Source organism: Megasphaera sp. AF13-6AC (genome assembly GCF_027685385.1).
In the GTDB taxonomy this organism is placed as follows: domain Bacteria; phylum Bacillota; class Negativicutes; order Veillonellales; family Megasphaeraceae; genus Megasphaera; species Megasphaera micronuciformis.
The window spans coordinates 1-1227 of the sequence record NZ_JAQCUN010000120.1 but is presented as its reverse complement, the minus strand read 5'-3'; the positions used below and the strand labels follow the sequence as shown (position 1 = coordinate 1227).

Below are 1227 nucleotides of genomic sequence, written 5' to 3'. Positions count from 1 at the left end.
GCTTGCGTTACCGTCATGCAGGAGTCGGCTCGTGAAATCGGTCTGGAAGTCGCTCACATCGACCCGCGTCTGGGCGGCGAAGACTTTGCTTATTACGGCATGAAAAAGCCGGCGGCCATCGCCTGGTTCGGCATGGCCGATGCAACGGGAAAGTACGCACCTACACCGCATCACAATCCGAAATTCCGTATTGATGATGAAACGGGGTTGCCGGCGGCCTTGGAATACATGCTCACTGTATATACTAAGGCTTGTAACGCCTTCATCGCTCATAATTAAGTCTCAAAGACAGGCAAAACGCCGACGACATAAGTCGTCGGCGTTTTCTTATATTCAGCCTTATTGGGGAGGCATAAATCCTCTTTCCATAGCCAAATAGGATTCATATCTTTCTTTCGCATCTTGTTCCGTCTTTTCAAACAGAGCCTCTGCCGAATCGGGGAAGGTCCGCAAGAGGGATGCGAATCGGGTTTCACCCATGAGGAAGTCGCGGAAGCTTTCCTTAGGCGGCTTCGAGTCGAGAATGAACGGATTCTTGCCTTCCTTCTTAAGAAGCGGGTTGTAACGCCATAAGTGCCAGTAACCGGCTTCTACAGCACGTTTTTGTTCCAACTGGCTCTGTCCCTGGCCGATTTTCAGGCCGTGGTTAATACACGGTGCATAACCGATAATGAGGGACGGACCGGGATAAGCTTCCGCTTCCTGCAAGGCCTTCATAAACTGATTCTTATCGGCGCCCATAGCGACCTGAGCTACATATACATAACCGTATGTCGCTTCCATGAGACCGAGGTCTTTTTTCTTCGTCTTCTTGCCCGATGCTGCGAACTGTGCTACAGCTGCCGTCGGCGTTGCCTTAGAAGCCTGACCGCCCGTATTGGAATATACTTCCGTATCGAATACGAGGACGTTAATGTCTTCGTTCATAGCCAAGACATGGTCAAGACCGCCGTAACCGATATCGTAAGCCCATCCGTCACCGCCGAAGAGCCACTGACTGCGTTTTACAAGGAACTGCTTCATCTTATAAACGCGTTCCAATTCAATGTGACCGTCTTTTTCAGCTTCCAACAGTGCCGTAACCTTTTCAGCCCGTTCGCGAGTGCCTTCGCTGACAGCCATCTTTTCTTTCCAGTCAAGGAGAGCTTCTTTCAAGGCCGTACTTGCAGCTGCGGATTTCAGAGCTTCTTCTACATAAGAAGCAAGGAGTTTACGTTCCGCTTTTTC

Annotated in this window: 2 protein-coding genes; one reads left to right on the top strand and one right to left on the bottom strand. The window is 50.4% G+C overall.

Annotated elements, in window-relative coordinates:
* Positions 1–279 (top strand): M20/M25/M40 family metallo-hydrolase (locus tag PGX78_RS06695; protein ID WP_333523979.1); only part of this gene is annotated, 279 nt, incomplete at its 5' end.
* Between the two features lie 60 nt (positions 280–339).
* Here PGX78_RS06695 and PGX78_RS06690 read toward each other — a convergent pair.
* A partial coding sequence (locus tag PGX78_RS06690; protein WP_270446037.1) for a thiamine pyrophosphate-dependent enzyme occupies positions 340–1227 on the bottom strand: 888 nt, incomplete at its 5' end.